We start from the raw sequence: 12,886 nt of genomic DNA on the forward strand, positions 1-12,886 counted from the left end.
GGAGCCCTGAATGACCCTCGAACGCGAAGCCGCCGCCAACACCGCCAAGGTCCTGTCCGAAGCGCTGCCTTACATTCGCCGCTATGTCGGCAAGACGCTGGTGATCAAATACGGCGGCAACGCGATGGAAAGCGAGGAGCTGAAAACCGGCTTCGCCCGCGACATCGTCTTGATGAAGGCCGTGGGCATCAACCCGGTCGTGGTTCACGGCGGCGGCCCGCAAATCGGCGACCTGCTCAAGCGCTTGTCGATCGAGAGCCATTTTGTCGACGGCATGCGCGTCACTGACGCCGCGACCATGGACGTGGTGGAAATGGTTCTCGGCGGTCAGGTCAACAAAAGCATCGTCAACCTGATCAACCGTCACGGCGGCAGCGCCATCGGCCTGACCGGTAAAGACGCCGGGCTGATTCGCGCGAAGAAACTGACCGTCACCCGCCAGACCCCGGAGATGACCCAACCGGAAATCATCGACATCGGTCAGGTGGGCGAAGTGGTCGGGATCAACACCGAGCTGCTGAACCTGTTAGTGAAAGGCAACTTCATTCCGGTGATCGCGCCAATCGGCGTTGGCGAGAACGGCGAGTCGTACAACATCAACGCCGACCTGGTGGCCGGTAAAGTCGCCGAGGCGCTGAAAGCCGAGAAGCTGATGCTGCTGACCAACATCGCTGGCCTGATGGACAAGTCGGGCACCGTGCTGACCGGCCTGACCACCCAGCAGGTCGACGAGCTGATCGCTGACGGCACGATCTACGGCGGCATGCTGCCGAAGATCCGTTGCGCGCTGGAAGCGGTTCAGGGCGGCGTCGGCAGCTCGTTGATCATTGATGGCCGGGTGCCGAATGCGATTCTGCTGGAAATCTTCACCGATACCGGTGTGGGTACGCTGATCAGTAATCGCAAGCGTCCTTAAGCGGCACATACAAAAAGACCCCGCTCTGCCAGGCTGAGCGGGGTCTTTTTTTGCCTGCGATCCCTGCGGCATATCATCTTTTGTGGCGAGGGAGCTTGCTCCCGCTTGAGTGCGCAGCACTCACAAAATTCTTGGGTCTGCTACGCAGCCCGGCGGGAGCAAGCTCCCTCGCCACAAAGGCTCGCCCCCACAAAGGGACGGGGTTACACGCCGAATTGGGCGCGGTAGGCTTCTACGGCAGGCAAATGCTGCTTGAGCTGCGGATCGTCAGCCAGGAACTCCAGCACCTGGTTCAGCGAAACGATGCTGATCACCGGAATCCCGAAATCACGCTCCACTTCCTGAATCGCCGACAACTCACCGTTGCCACGCTCCTGACGGTTCAGGGCGATCAGCACGCCCTTGGCCTTGGCGCCATCCTGGGAAGCGATGATCTGCATCACTTCACGAATCGCGGTGCCGGCGGTGATCACGTCGTCGATGATCAGCACGTCGCCGGTCAGCGGTGCGCCGACCAGGCTGCCGCCTTCGCCGTGGGCCTTGGCCTCTTTGCGGTTGAAGCACCATGGCAGGTCACGGTCATGGTGTTCAGCCAGGGCCACTGCCGTGGTTGCCGCCAACGGGATGCCTTTGTAGGCCGGGCCAAACAGTACGTCGAACGAAATACCGCTCTCGACGATGGCTGCCGCGTAGAAACGACCCAGCTGCGCAAGGGCCGAACCCGTGTTGAACAGGCCAGCGTTGAAGAAGTAAGGACTGGTGCGCCCGGACTTCAGGGTGAACTCACCGAAGCGCAAAACGCCGCGATCGATGGCAAAACGAATGAAATCGCGCTGATACGCTTGCATGAAAAAAACCCCAAATACCACGGATTTAGCTAATTAGGTTGACGCCGTGTATCATACACGCACGCGATTTTTGGGGCCATTTATGCGGATCATCAGTGTGAACGTCAATGGTATTCAGGCTGCAGTCGAGCGTGGTTTGCTCAGTTGGCTGCAAGCACAGAATGCCGACGTCATCTGCCTGCAGGACACCCGCGCCTCCGCCTTTGAACTGGACGATCCAGCCTTCCAACTGGATGGCTACTTCCTTTATGCCTGCGAAGCCGAAGTTCCTGCCCAGGGTGGCGTGGCTTTGTATTCGCGGTTGCAACCGAAGGCAGTCATCAGCGGTCTCGGCTTCGAGACGGCCGACCGCTACGGGCGTTACCTGCAAGCCGATTTCGACAAGGTCAGCATCGCGACCTTGCTGCTCCCTTCGGGGCAGAATGGCGATGAAGACTTGAACCAGAAGTTCAAGCTAATGGACGACTTCGCCCGTTATCTGGATAAACAGCGACGCAAACGTCGCGAGTACATTTACTGTGGCTCGCTGTACGTGGCGCAACAGAAGCTGGATATCAAGAACTGGCGCGACAGCCAGCAATCCCCGGGCTTCCTGGCACCTGAACGTGCCTGGATGGACGAGATTGTCGGCAACATGGGGTATGTTGATGCCCTGCGTGAAGTCAGCCGTGAAGGCGACCAGTACAGCTGGTGGCCGGACAACGAACAGGCGGAGATGCTCAACCTGGGCTGGCGTTTCGACTACCAGTTGCTGACCCCGGGCCTGCGCCGCTTTGTTCGTAGCGCGCGCCTGCCACGTCAGCCACGGTTCTCGCAGCATGCACCGCTGATCGTGGACTACGACTGGACGCTGACCATCTAAGCGTCGATTCGCAGATGCAAAAAAGCCGACATCACTGTCGGCTTTTTTGTGCGCGCTGATTTTTGGCTTTTTCTGTAGGAGTGAGCCCGCTCGCGATAGCGGCGTGTCAGGCGACATGAACTCTGATGTCAGACCGCAATCGCGAGCAGGCTCACTCCCACAGGGGAAATCAGCGCCGGTCGTTATTTGATCAACCGCCAGGTGAATGGGTAACGGTAAGGGAACCCTTCGTTAGCCTTCACGCCCGCAATGATCGTCAGCACCAACGCGCCAATCGCCACCAGACCGAACATGAAGAACCCGATAATCACCACCATCAGCAAAAAGCAGATGGCCGAGGCAATGGCGACGGTGATCTGAAAGTTCAGCGCCTCCTTGCCCTGTGCATCGACAAACGGGTCCATCTCACGCTTCATCTGCCAGAGAATCAGCGGGCCGATCAACGTGCCAAACGGAATCCAGATCCCCAGCAAGGCGGACAAGTGACAAAACATCGCCCACTGTCGAGCCTCTTTGCTCGGGATGGGAAGCAGCTCTTGCTCATCACTCATAACGTCCTCCTTGGTTGAAGCGGGTCCGATCAGTCGGCCAGTGCAGCTTTTTGCAGCTCGAAGATTTCAGTCATGCCTTTCTTCGCCAGTTCCAGCATAGCGTTCAGCTCTTCAGGCTGGAACGGTGCGCCTTCGGCAGTGCCCTGAACTTCAATGAAACCGCCAGTGCTGGTCATCACCACGTTCAGGTCGGTCTCGGCAGCCGAGTCTTCCAGATAGTCGAGGTCGAGCACAGGTTCGCCCTGGTACATGCCCACGGAAACGGCCGCGATCATTTGCTTCAACGGGTCGCCGCCTTTCAGGCCGCCGCGTTTCTTGATCACTTTCAAGGCATCGACCAGTGCAACCATGGCGCCGGTGATGGACGCGGTGCGAGTGCCACCGTCAGCCTGGATCACGTCGCAGTCGACGTACAGAGTCACATCGCCCAGCTTGGACATGTCCAGCGAAGCGCGCAGGGAACGACCGATCAGACGCTGGATTTCCAGGGTACGGCCGCCTTGCTTGCCACGGCTCGCTTCACGCTGGTTACGCTCGCCAGTGGCGCGCGGCAGCATGCCGTATTCGGCGGTCAACCAGCCCTGGCCCTGGCCTTTGAGGAAACGCGGCACGCCGTTTTCGACGCTGACGGTGCAGATGACTTTGGTATCACCGAACTCGACCAGCACAGAACCCTCGGCGTGTTTGGTGTAGTTGCGGGTAATGCGGATCGAGCGGAGCTGATCGGCAGCGCGACCACTTGGACGTTTCATAGGGAATACCTGTACGGGGGACGGAAAACTGCGGAGCATTATAGAGCGGCAGGCCACGAGTGGGCACTTCTAAAAAATCCGCCCGACGACCGAAGGCCCTGAACAGCGCTTTACCGACGGCCTGCAGCCCTTTGTCACACCGTGTGTTTGGGCGCATCTGCCCCACTGCGCTACAATCCTGCGCCTTTGCTGCCTGTCGGCTTTAATTCACAGATATCGGGTCCGCGAAACCTTTGGTAACGCAAACCCGACTTGCGAGGTACCTCCATGGTGCACAGCATGACCGCCTTCGCCCGCGTAGAAAAAGCCGGCACCCAAGGCACCCTGAGCTGGGAACTGCGCTCGGTCAACAGCCGCTACCTGGAGCCGCACTTGCGCCTGCCGGAATCCTTTCGGGATCTCGAAGGCGCGGTCCGCGAGGCCCTGCGTCAAGGCATCTCCCGGGGCAAGCTTGAATGCACCCTGCGCTTCACCGAAGAAAACACCGACAAACCACTGCAAGTGGACCGCGAGCGCGCCGCGCAATTGGTCGCCGCTGCCGAGACGATTGCCAGCCTGATCAAGAACCCTGCGGCGCTCAACCCGTTGGAAGTGCTGGCGTGGCCTGGCGTGCTGGTAGGCGACGCCACCGACCCGCAAGCCTTGAATGCCGAAGCATTGGCGCTGTTCAACGAAGGCCTGAAAGAACTCAAGGCCGGTCGCGAGCGCGAAGGCGCGGAGTTGGCGCGGTTGATCAACGATCGCCTGACCTCCATTGAGGAAGACGTCGTCACCCTGCGCGAACTGGTCCCGCAGATGCTCGCCACCCAGCGCCAGAAAGTCCTCGACCGCTTCGCCGACATGAAGGCCGACCTCGACCCGCAGCGTCTGGAGCAGGAAATGGTCATGCTCGCGCAAAAGAGCGACGTCGCCGAAGAACTGGATCGCCTGAGCACTCACATCATCGAAGTTCGCCGGGTGCTCAAATCCGGCGGCGCTGCTGGTCGGCGCCTGGACTTCCTGATGCAGGAGCTCAACCGCGAAGCCAACACACTGGGCTCCAAAGCCTTCGACCCGCGCAGCACCCAAGCGGCGGTCAACCTCAAAGTGTTGATCGAGCAGATGCGCGAACAAGTGCAGAATATTGAGTAAGGCAAACCCGACATGACCCACAGCACCGGCACCCTGTACATCATTTCCGCCCCTTCGGGCGCGGGCAAGAGCAGCCTGGTCAAGGCTCTGACCGACACCAACCCGGAGATTCGCGTATCGATTTCCCACACCACCCGCGCCATGCGTCCGGGTGAAGTGGACGGCGTGAACTATCACTTCGTGACCCGCGAAGCCTTTGTGAAAATGGGCGAGCACGGTGATTTCCTGGAGCGCGCCGAAGTATTCGGCAACTTCTACGGCACCTCGCAAAGCCATCTGCAGCAGACGCTGGACGAAGGCCATGACCTGATTCTGGAAATCGACTGGCAAGGCGCAGAACAAGTGCGCAAGCTGATGCCCCAGGCGCGCTCGATCTTCATTCTGCCGCCATCGCTGCAAGCCTTGCACCAGCGCCTGACCAACCGTGGCCAAGACAGCGACGAGATCATTGCCGGCCGGATGCGCGAAGCCGTCAACGAAATGAGCCACTATGTCGAGTACGACTACCTGATCATCAATGACGATTTCTCCCACGCGCTGGATGACCTGAAGGCGATTTTCCGTGCCAATCAATTGCAACAGAAGCGCCAACAGGTGCGTTTCGGCAGGTTGCTGGCTGAATTGCTCGGCTAAACAGCACTTCCCAAAACCGCTGCAAGGGCTTTACATTGGTACTTGCAGCGCGTTGAAGGGCTTGGTCAAAAAATCAGCGCTTCCCTAATCGCTGGTGATTTTTTAAACTGTTCAGTCCGCTCGCCCACCCGGGCAGCGCGCATATTGCATTCGCTCCGAGGAATACCATGGCCCGCGTAACCGTTGAAGACTGCCTGAACCACGTGGAAAACCGTTTTGAACTGGTCATGCTGTCCACCAAGCGTGCCCGTCAACTGGCCACCGGCGGCAAAGAGCCACTGGTACAGTGGGAAAACGACAAGCCTACCGTTGTAGCGCTGCGTGAAATCGCTGAAGGCCTGATGAGCTACGAGTTCATCGCCAACGCTGAAATCGTCGAAGACGAACCGCTGTTCGCAGCGTTCGAGGACGAGTCCAACGAGGCCGTCTAAGCCTATGCCTGGTCGACGTAGCACGGCGCGGGGTCACAGCGAACGGCAGGAGTTATCATGCCGAGCATAGACGCCCTCGCCGATCGCTTATCGACCTACCTCGGCAAGGACCAGGTCAACCTGGTTCGCCGAGCGTACTTCTACGCCGAACAAGCTCACGACGGTCAACGCCGCCGTAGCGGTGAGGCGTACGTCACGCACCCTCTTGCCGTGGCGAATATTCTTGCCGACATGCACATGGACCATCAGAGCCTGATGGCTGCGATGCTGCATGACGTGATCGAAGACACCGGTATTGCCAAAGAAGCGCTGCAAGCGCAGTTCGGTGAAACCGTGGCCGAACTGGTCGACGGGGTCAGCAAACTGACCCAGATGAACTTCGAGACCAAAGCCGAAGCCCAGGCCGAAAACTTCCAGAAAATGGCCATGGCCATGGCGCGCGACATTCGCGTGATCCTGGTCAAGCTCGCCGACCGCCTGCACAACATGCGCACGCTGGAAGTCCTGTCCGGTGAAAAGCGCCGGCGGATCGCCAAGGAAACCCTGGAAATCTATGCGCCCATTGCCAACCGGCTGGGCATGCACGCCATTCGCATAGAATTCGAAGACCTCGGCTTCAAGGCCATGCACCCGATGCGTTCCGCGCGGATCAACCAGGCCGTCAAGCGCGCCCGGGGCAACCGCAAGGAAATCGTCAACAAGATCGAAGAGTCCCTCAGCCACTGCCTGGCCGTCGACGGCATTCAGGGCGAGGTCAGCGGTCGCCAGAAACACCTCTACGGTATCTACAAGAAAATGCGCGGCAAGCGTCGGGCCTTCAACGAGATCATGGACGTCTACGCGTTCCGGATCATCGTCGACAAGGTTGACACCTGCTACCGCGTGCTGGGTGCTGTGCATAATTTGTACAAACCGTTGCCGGGTCGCTTCAAGGATTACATCGCGATCCCCAAGGCCAACGGCTATCAGTCGTTGCACACCACGTTGTTCGGCATGCACGGCGTTCCGATCGAGATCCAGATCCGCACCCGTGAAATGGAAGAGATGGCCAACAACGGCATCGCCGCCCATTGGCTGTACAAATCCAGCGGCGACGAGCAGCCAAAAGGCACGCATGCCCGCGCCCGCCAGTGGGTCAAAGGCGTGCTGGAAATGCAGCAACGCGCCGGCAACTCGCTGGAATTCATCGAAAGCGTGAAGATCGACCTGTTCCCGGACGAGGTCTACGTGTTCACGCCCAAAGGCCGGATCATGGAGCTGCCCAAAGGCTCCACGGCGGTCGACTTCGCTTACGCGGTGCACACCGACGTGGGCAACAGCTGCATCGCCTGCCGGATCAATCGTCGTCTCGCACCGCTGTCCGAACCGCTGCAAAGCGGCTCCACGGTCGAGATCGTCAGCGCTCCCGGTGCGCGGCCGAACCCGGCGTGGCTCAACTTCGTGGTCACTGGCAAGGCGCGGACACACATCCGCCATGCACTGAAACTGCAACGCCGCTCCGAATCCATCAGCCTCGGCGAACGCCTGCTGAACAAGGTGCTGAACGGCTTCGACAGTTCGCTGGAAAAAATCCAGCCAGAGCGTGTTACGGCGATGCTTGCCGAGTACCGCCTCGAACTGATCGAAGACCTGCTGGAAGACATCGGCCTGGGCAATCGCATGGCGTACGTGGTCGCCCGCCGCCTGCTTGGCGAAGGCGAACAGTTGCCAAGCCCGGAAGGCCCGCTGGCGATTCGCGGCACCGAAGGTCTGGTCCTCAGTTACGCCAAGTGCTGCACGCCGATCCCGGGCGACCCGATTGTCGGCCACCTGTCCGCAGGCAAAGGCATGGTGGTGCACCTGGACAACTGCCGCAATATCAGCGAAATCCGCCACAACCCGGAAAAATGCATCCAGCTCTCGTGGGCCAAGGATGTCACCGGCGAATTCAACGTCGAGCTGCGCGTCGAGCTGGAACATCAGCGCGGCCTGATCGCCCTGCTGGCCAGCAGCGTCAACGCGGCCGACGGCAATATCGAAAAAATCAGCATGGACGAACGCGATGGTCGCATCAGCGTGGTCCAACTGGTGGTCAGCGTGCACGACCGCGTGCACCTGGCTCGCGTGATCAAGAAACTGCGTGCCTTGACCGGGGTGATTCGCATCACCCGCATGCGTGCGTAAAGCCCACTCTTACAAGGAGTCATTCATGACCAAGACTGTTATCACCAGCGACAAGGCCCCGGCTGCCATCGGTACTTACTCCCAGGCGATCAAGGCTGGCAACACTGTTTACATGTCGGGTCAGATTCCTCTGGACCCAAAAACCATGGAACTGGTTGAAGGCTTCGAAGCCCAGACTGTCCAGGTGTTCGAGAACCTCAAAGCCGTGGCCGAAGCGGCCGGTGGCTCGTTCAAAGACATCGTCAAACTGAACATCTTCCTCACCGACCTGAGCCACTTCGCCAAGGTCAACGAGATCATGGGCAAGTACTTTGACCAGCCTTACCCTGCCCGCGCCGCCATCGGCGTGGCTGCCCTGCCAAAGGGTTCGCAGGTTGAGATGGATGCCATTCTGGTCATCGAGTAATGCGTCCGGCGCAGCCCTCTTAAAGGCTGCGCCGATCTTGTCTTGAAAGGATTCCACCATGCGCCATGCGCTAGCCCTCTCGCTGGTCGCCCTACTCTTGGGCGGTTGTGCCAGCAACCCTGCCGATCGTGACATCAGCGGCACCTGGATCAATCAGGTGGCGATTGACACTGCAGCCAAAGGCGCTCCCCTGCGCGAAGCGCTCCAGGCCTATGGCCCGAATCTGGAATGGGACGTCAACACCAAGGCCGGTCAGGCCCGCTATACCAACGGTTTTGAAAATGTCGACGGCAAGCTGCTGGGCGAAGAGTCCGGCGCCTGGAAGATCGAGTTTTACGGCAGTTCCGGCAGTGAGCTGAAACGCGACGGCAAGCAACTGCGCCAGGCTGCACTCGATAACGAACCTGCCCAGGTTTTCGACCGCGCGCAGATCCAGGTACCGGAAGGTGCCCCGGTGGGTGCGACCTTCGAACGTGCGCTGTATACGGCGTACATGGGTGGCAACTGGAATATTGTCAGCGGTCAGGGCGAAGGCAATACCGTGCAATTCCAGGCTGATGGCCAGGTGGCCGGCCTGCCCGGCGCAGACCGCTATGCCTTGTGCCTGGCGGGCGATTGCGCGTCGATGAGCGGCGGCAACGACAACATGTGGCTGCAGCTGAACGGCCAAGGCAACACCTGGATCTTTGCGCGCAAGGGCAAGGAGCTGGAAATTTTCCAGGCGGTGAACACCGCACAGGCTGACGAAATGCCGCAGTTCACCCCGGGCGACCGCAAATGGTTGCTGGAAAAGCAGTAACCCGATCTCAGCTACAACGAAGATCAAATGTGGGAGCGACGGTGCGACCTGCTCGCGATAGCGGTTTAACAGCCAACAGAAATGTTGAATGTTATGGCCCCTTCGCGAACAGGTCGCACCGTCGCTCCCACAGTTTTGTGGCCACTGGGAGTCAGCTGCGGCCTTCGAGAATGGCGGCATAACCTTCGCGATAGCTTGGGTACTTCGGTGTCCAACCCAAAGCCTTGGCCCGCGCATTACTGCAACGCTTGCTGCCCGTGCGCCGCACGCTCGAGTCTTCATCCCACTCCGTCACGCCCAGATACTCGCGCAACCAGCCCACCACTTCGGCCAACGGTGCAGGCGCATCGTCGACGCCGATATAAATGTCATCCAGCGCCACACCACGACGATCCGCTTCCAGCAAATACGCCATCAACCCCGCCGCATCGTCGGCGTGAATACGGTTGGCGTACAACGGCGGATCGACTGCCACGCGATAACCGCGACGAACCTGTGTCAGCAGCCATTCGCGGCCCGGCCCGTAGATGCCGGTCAAGCGCAGAATGCTCGCCGGGATGCCGCTTTGCAGTGCCACCCGCTCAGCCTCCAGCATCAAACGACCTGAATAGCCGGTGGCAATGGTCGGCGAAGTCTCATCGACCCATTCACCCTCCTGCTGGCCATACACACTGCTGCTGGACACAAACAGCAGTCGCTCTGGCACTTGGCCGTAGTCGCTCAGCCACTCCAGCACATGCTCCAAGCCCTGCACATACGCAGCGCGATAACCGGCTTCATCGTGATCGGTAGCCGCCGCGCAATACACCAGGTAATCCACCGCACCGATAGGCCAGGTCTCGGGACAGTCCTCTTTGAACAAGTCGCCGGCAACGCCAATGACGCCCTCGGGCAGGCGTGAAACGTCACGTCTCAGGCCATGGACCTCCCACCCGCCAGCCACCAATTGCGTGGCCAGGCGACTGCCGACATCACCGCAACCGGCGATCAAAACTGAGGGTGTGGACATCGAAAAACTCCTATCGGAAAGCCGCAGACTAGCGCCGACACAAGACGAGCGGCTAGTAATGCAGGAAAAAAAGAGACTCTATTACTTTTGTTAACAAGAATTAATTGCAATAATGCACGCCACTTTTGTTCTCGGCCTCGCGAGGCCTGGAAGAACATTAACCGTCTTTTTCTCTCAGGTCCGGCCAGCATGACACGCAATCAATTCTCCGCTTCGCCAACCAAACGACCTCGCGCCTGGAGCGCAGTGGCCGCTCTGCTGCTGAGCCTGATGCTCGCGCCGACCGCCGCATTCGCTGACGCACAAGCACCTGCCGCGCCGGCTGCCGCCGCGACTCCTGCACCCGCCGATCACGCCCCCCCTGTCGCCGCGCCAGCCGCGACCGATCCGGCTCAGGCGGTTGACGCTGCGGACGTTCCTGAAGTGCTCGAAGCCGACAACTCCCTGGGCATGGCCCACGACCTGTCGCCGTGGGGCATGTACCAGAACGCCGATATTATCGTGAAAATCGTGATGATCGGTCTGGCCATTGCTTCGATCATCACCTGGACCATCTGGATCGCCAAGGGCCTTGAACTGATGGGCGCCAAGCGTCGTCTGCGCAGCGAAATCGTCCACCTGAAAAAAGCCACCACCCTTAAAGAAGCCAGCGCGACCGCTACCAAGGCAGGCACCCTCGCCAACCTGTTGGTGCATGACGCCCTGGAAGAGATGCGCCTGTCGGTCAACAGCCGCGAAAAAGAAGGCATCAAGGAACGTGTTGCCTTCCGTCTCGAGCGCCTGGTAGCGGCGTGCGGTCGCAACATGAGCAGCGGCACCGGCGTCCTCGCCACCATCGGTTCCACCGCGCCGTTCGTGGGTCTGTTCGGCACCGTGTGGGGCATCATGAACAGCTTCATCGGCATCGCCAAAACCCAGACCACCAACCTCGCTGTCGTGGCGCCCGGTATCGCCGAAGCCCTGCTGGCGACCGCGCTGGGTCTGGTGGCAGCGATCCCGGCCGTGGTGATCTATAACGTCTTCGCCCGCTCCATTGCCGGTTACAAGGCTCAAGTGTCCGACGCTTCGGCTGAAGTCCTGCTGCTGGTCAGCCGTGACCTCGATCACCTGCCGACCACCGAGCGCTCCACGCAACCGCACATGGTCAAAGTAGGGTAATCAGCCATGGGCTTGCATTTGAGAGAAGGCGCAGACGACGATCTGGCCGAGAACCACGAAATCAACGTCACGCCGTTCATCGACGTGATGCTGGTGCTGTTGATTATCTTCATGGTGGCCGCCCCGCTGGCCACCGTGGACATCAAGGTCGACCTGCCCACCTCCACCGCCAAACCGGCACCACGTCCGGAAAAACCAGTGTTCCTCAGCGTCAAGGCTGACCAGCGCCTGTTCCTCGGCGAAGAAGAAGTGAAGGCCGAAGCCCTCGGCGCCACACTGGACGCCAAGACAAAGGGCAAGAAAGACACAACGATCTTCTTCCAGGCTGACAAAGGCGTGGATTACGGCGACCTGATGAGCGTGATGGATAACCTGCGCTCCGCCGGTTACCTGAAGGTGGGTCTGGTCGGGCTCGAGTCGGCAGTCAAGAAATGATCACGACGCGCCATAAGCTGACGCGTTACAGCGCGAGCCTGGCCGTGGTGCTGGGCGTTCATGCACTGGCCATCGCGCTGGCGCTGAACTGGACGTCGCGCCCGCCGATTGAGCTGCCGCCGCAGGCCATGATGGTTGAGCTGGCACCGGTCCCGGCGCCGCCACCGCCCGCGCCGCCGAAGGTCATCACGCCGCCGCAGCCACCGGCCCCGGTGGAAGAACTGCCGATCCCGAAACTGGCTGAGGTGCCGAAAGCCGAGATTGCCGTGCCCAAGCCGGTCAAACCCAAGCCCACGCCGCAACCGCCCAAGCCCGTGGAAAAGAAGCCGGAGCCGCCGAAGGAAAAGCCGTCCGAGGCTAAACCGAGCGACGCACAACCGACTCAGGCGCCTACCGAACAATCCGCACAACCGGCACCGGGTCCATCGCCGGCGCAGCAGGCTGCCAAGGCCAGCTGGCAAAGCGAATTGCTCGCTCACCTCGCCAAACACAAGAAATACCCGGACGCTGCACGGCTGCGGAACAAGGAAGGCGTGAACCGTTTGCGCTTTGTCGTGGATGCGCAAGGGAATGTGTTGTCATTCCAACTGGAGAGCCCTTCCGGCAATTCCGATCTGGACCGCGCCACCTTGCAAATGATCCGTGACGCCCAGCCGCTGCCCAAGCCACCGGCTGACATGCTCACCAACGGCACTATCGAAATCACGGCCCCGTTCCTGTATTCCATAGACAAACGCCGCCGCTAGAAGCAATACCGAGCCAAGCTCGCTCCCACAGGGTTCTCCCCCAGCA

General features: G+C 60.1%; 15 protein-coding genes. 11 read left to right on the forward strand and 4 right to left on the reverse strand.

Annotated features, from left to right (window positions below; genetic code table 11):
• Positions 1-10: 10 nt before the first annotated feature.
• Positions 11-916, forward strand: coding sequence for an acetylglutamate kinase (gene argB / locus H8F22_RS17165; protein ID WP_027926352.1), 906 nt, complete (start codon positions 11-13; stop codon positions 914-916).
• 203 nt (positions 917-1,119) lie between these two features.
• Here argB and pyrE read toward each other — a convergent pair whose 3' ends face one another.
• Positions 1,120-1,764: an orotate phosphoribosyltransferase gene (pyrE, locus tag H8F22_RS17170; protein ID WP_027926351.1), complete on the reverse strand. Its 645-nt coding sequence runs from the start codon at positions 1,762-1,764 to the stop codon at positions 1,120-1,122.
• A gap of 82 nt (positions 1,765-1,846) precedes the next feature.
• Here pyrE and H8F22_RS17175 point away from each other — a divergent pair, with 82 nt between their 5' ends.
• The gene (locus tag H8F22_RS17175; protein ID WP_007934608.1) at positions 1,847-2,626 is read left to right on the forward strand and encodes an exodeoxyribonuclease III; all 780 of its coding nucleotides are present in this window, start codon (positions 1,847-1,849) and stop codon (positions 2,624-2,626) included.
• 182 nt (positions 2,627-2,808) lie between these two features.
• On the opposite strand, the gene H8F22_RS17180 is transcribed toward H8F22_RS17175, so the two are convergent.
• Together H8F22_RS17180 and rph are read right to left on the reverse strand one after the other, a co-directional pair.
• Positions 2,809-3,177, reverse strand: a complete 369-nt coding sequence (locus H8F22_RS17180; protein WP_027926350.1) for a DUF4870 domain-containing protein — start codon at positions 3,175-3,177, stop codon at positions 2,809-2,811.
• A gap of 29 nt (positions 3,178-3,206) precedes the next feature.
• A complete protein-coding gene (gene rph, locus H8F22_RS17185; protein WP_010465211.1) occupies positions 3,207-3,929 on the reverse strand; it encodes a ribonuclease PH in 723 nt (240 codons plus the stop codon).
• A 267-nt stretch (positions 3,930-4,196) separates the two neighbouring features.
• On the opposite strand from rph, the gene H8F22_RS17190 reads away from it, so the two are divergent.
• The 6 genes from H8F22_RS17190 to H8F22_RS17215 all read left to right on the forward strand — a co-directional run bounded on the left by H8F22_RS17190 (position 4,197) and on the right by H8F22_RS17215 (position 9,492).
• Entirely contained in the window at positions 4,197-5,060 is an 864-nt protein-coding gene (locus H8F22_RS17190) for a YicC/YloC family endoribonuclease (protein WP_027926349.1), read from the forward strand.
• A 12-nt stretch (positions 5,061-5,072) separates the two neighbouring features.
• Complete coding sequence (gene gmk / locus H8F22_RS17195) at positions 5,073-5,693, forward strand: guanylate kinase (protein ID WP_027926348.1); 621 nt, start codon at positions 5,073-5,075, stop codon at positions 5,691-5,693.
• Positions 5,694-5,860: 167 nt separating this feature from the next.
• Positions 5,861-6,124, forward strand: coding sequence for a DNA-directed RNA polymerase subunit omega (gene rpoZ / locus H8F22_RS17200; protein ID WP_007894670.1), 264 nt, complete (start codon positions 5,861-5,863; stop codon positions 6,122-6,124).
• A gap of 57 nt (positions 6,125-6,181) precedes the next feature.
• Positions 6,182-8,287, forward strand: coding sequence for a bifunctional GTP diphosphokinase/guanosine-3',5'-bis pyrophosphate 3'-pyrophosphohydrolase (gene spoT, locus H8F22_RS17205; protein WP_027926347.1), 2,106 nt, complete (start codon positions 6,182-6,184; stop codon positions 8,285-8,287).
• Positions 8,288-8,312: 25 nt separating this feature from the next.
• Entirely contained in the window at positions 8,313-8,693 is a 381-nt protein-coding gene (locus H8F22_RS17210) for a RidA family protein (protein ID WP_003229509.1), read from the forward strand.
• Positions 8,694-8,751: 58 nt separating this feature from the next.
• Entirely contained in the window at positions 8,752-9,492 is a 741-nt protein-coding gene (locus tag H8F22_RS17215; RefSeq protein ID WP_027926346.1) for a hypothetical protein, read from the forward strand.
• Between the two features lie 151 nt (positions 9,493-9,643).
• Here the strand turns inward: H8F22_RS17215 and H8F22_RS17220 are convergent, their stop codons facing one another.
• Positions 9,644-10,501 (reverse strand): SDR family oxidoreductase, encoded by an 858-nt coding sequence (locus H8F22_RS17220; protein ID WP_059181953.1) that lies wholly within the window; start codon positions 10,499-10,501, stop codon positions 9,644-9,646.
• A 189-nt stretch (positions 10,502-10,690) separates the two neighbouring features.
• Here H8F22_RS17220 and exbB point away from each other — a divergent pair, with 189 nt between their 5' ends.
• Genes exbB through H8F22_RS17235 form a run of 3 tightly spaced genes read left to right on the forward strand, consistent with a single transcriptional unit; the run spans position 10,691 to position 12,840 of the window.
• Positions 10,691-11,659, forward strand: a complete 969-nt coding sequence (exbB, locus tag H8F22_RS17225) for a tonB-system energizer ExbB (RefSeq protein ID WP_027926344.1) — start codon at positions 10,691-10,693, stop codon at positions 11,657-11,659.
• Positions 11,660-11,665: 6 nt separating this feature from the next.
• The gene (gene exbD, locus H8F22_RS17230) at positions 11,666-12,094 is read left to right on the forward strand and encodes a TonB system transport protein ExbD (protein WP_194940481.1); all 429 of its coding nucleotides are present in this window, start codon (positions 11,666-11,668) and stop codon (positions 12,092-12,094) included.
• On the forward strand, positions 12,091-12,840 hold the full coding sequence (locus H8F22_RS17235) for an energy transducer TonB family protein (RefSeq protein WP_194940482.1): 750 nt from the start codon (positions 12,091-12,093) through the stop codon (positions 12,838-12,840). The genes exbD and H8F22_RS17235 overlap by 4 nt, the downstream gene beginning before the upstream one ends.
• The last annotated feature ends 46 nt before the right edge of the window (positions 12,841-12,886 follow it).

It is taken from the genome of Pseudomonas mucoides, assembly GCF_015461845.1.
Taxonomy (GTDB): Bacteria; Pseudomonadota; Gammaproteobacteria; order Pseudomonadales; family Pseudomonadaceae; genus Aquipseudomonas; species Aquipseudomonas mucoides.

Bases quoted from the DNA above. Each gene is read 5' to 3' on its own strand.
- exbB (WP_027926344.1), top strand. From the start codon at position 10,691: ATGACACGCAATCAATTCTCCGCTTCGCCAACCAAACGACCTCGCGCC.
- gmk (WP_027926348.1), top strand. From the start codon at position 5,073: ATGACCCACAGCACCGGCACCCTGTACATCATTTCCGCCCCTTCGGGC.
- H8F22_RS17235 (WP_194940482.1), top strand. From the start codon at position 12,091: ATGATCACGACGCGCCATAAGCTGACGCGTTACAGCGCGAGCCTGGCC.
- pyrE (WP_027926351.1), bottom strand. From the start codon at position 1,764: ATGCAAGCGTATCAGCGCGATTTCATTCGTTTTGCCATCGATCGCGGC.
- exbD (WP_194940481.1), top strand. From the start codon at position 11,666: ATGGGCTTGCATTTGAGAGAAGGCGCAGACGACGATCTGGCCGAGAAC.
- H8F22_RS17220 (WP_059181953.1), bottom strand. From the start codon at position 10,501: ATGTCCACACCCTCAGTTTTGATCGCCGGTTGCGGTGATGTCGGCAGT.
- rpoZ (WP_007894670.1), top strand. From the start codon at position 5,861: ATGGCCCGCGTAACCGTTGAAGACTGCCTGAACCACGTGGAAAACCGT.
- argB (WP_027926352.1), top strand. From the start codon at position 11: ATGACCCTCGAACGCGAAGCCGCCGCCAACACCGCCAAGGTCCTGTCC.
- H8F22_RS17215 (WP_027926346.1), top strand. From the start codon at position 8,752: ATGCGCCATGCGCTAGCCCTCTCGCTGGTCGCCCTACTCTTGGGCGGT.
- H8F22_RS17210 (WP_003229509.1), top strand. From the start codon at position 8,313: ATGACCAAGACTGTTATCACCAGCGACAAGGCCCCGGCTGCCATCGGT.
- rph (WP_010465211.1), bottom strand. From the start codon at position 3,929: ATGAAACGTCCAAGTGGTCGCGCTGCCGATCAGCTCCGCTCGATCCGC.
- H8F22_RS17175 (WP_007934608.1), top strand. From the start codon at position 1,847: ATGCGGATCATCAGTGTGAACGTCAATGGTATTCAGGCTGCAGTCGAG.
- spoT (WP_027926347.1), top strand. From the start codon at position 6,182: ATGCCGAGCATAGACGCCCTCGCCGATCGCTTATCGACCTACCTCGGC.
- H8F22_RS17180 (WP_027926350.1), bottom strand. From the start codon at position 3,177: ATGAGTGATGAGCAAGAGCTGCTTCCCATCCCGAGCAAAGAGGCTCGA.
- H8F22_RS17190 (WP_027926349.1), top strand. From the start codon at position 4,197: ATGGTGCACAGCATGACCGCCTTCGCCCGCGTAGAAAAAGCCGGCACC.